The 604-nt window shown below is 53.5% G+C and carries 2 tRNA genes and 1 rRNA gene; all 3 read left to right on the forward strand.

Annotation, left to right across the window (positions count from 1 at the left end):
• Positions 1 to 164: ribosomal RNA gene (locus EGJ27_RS24715) — 16S ribosomal RNA — on the forward strand; the annotation flags it as partial.
• Between the two features lie 81 nt (positions 165 to 245).
• A tRNA-Ile gene (locus tag EGJ27_RS24720) sits at positions 246 to 322 on the forward strand.
• Between the two features lie 47 nt (positions 323 to 369).
• A tRNA-Ala gene (locus EGJ27_RS24725) sits at positions 370 to 445 on the forward strand.
• The last annotated feature ends 159 nt before the right edge of the window (positions 446 to 604 follow it).

Raw genomic sequence — 604 nt, forward strand, 5'->3', positions numbered from 1 at the left:
GTTCCCGGGCCTTGTACACACCGCCCGTCACACCATGGGAGTGGGTTGCACCAGAAGTAGCTAGTCTAACCTTCGGGGGGACGGTTACCACGGTGTGATTCATGACTGGGGTGAAGTCGTAACAAGGTAGCCGTAGGGGAACCTGCGGCTGGATCACCTCCTTAATCGACGACTCAGCTGCACCATGAGCCCCCACACGAATTGCTTGATTCATTGAAGAAGACGATTAGAAGCAGCCCGATACCGGGTCTGTAGCTCAGTTGGTTAGAGCGCACCCCTGATAAGGGTGAGGTCGGCAGTTCGAATCTGCCCAGACCCACCAGTTGCCTGGTGAGTAGTTGGTCAGAGCGTTAGCCACCCGTAATACCTGGGGCCATAGCTCAGCTGGGAGAGCGCCTGCCTTGCACGCAGGAGGTCAGCGGTTCGATCCCGCTTGGCTCCACCATTTGCTGCTTCTGTTTGAAAGCTTAGAAATGAGCACTCCATCAGGTTGATGGTGAGTGTTGATTTCTGGTCTTTGACTGGATCGTTCTTTAAAAATTTGGGTATGTGATAGAAAGATAGACTGAACGTTGCTTTCACTGGCAACGGCTCAGGCTAAGGT

This window comes from Pseudomonas sp. v388 (genome assembly GCF_003935425.1).
Taxonomy (GTDB): domain Bacteria; phylum Pseudomonadota; class Gammaproteobacteria; order Pseudomonadales; family Pseudomonadaceae; genus Aquipseudomonas.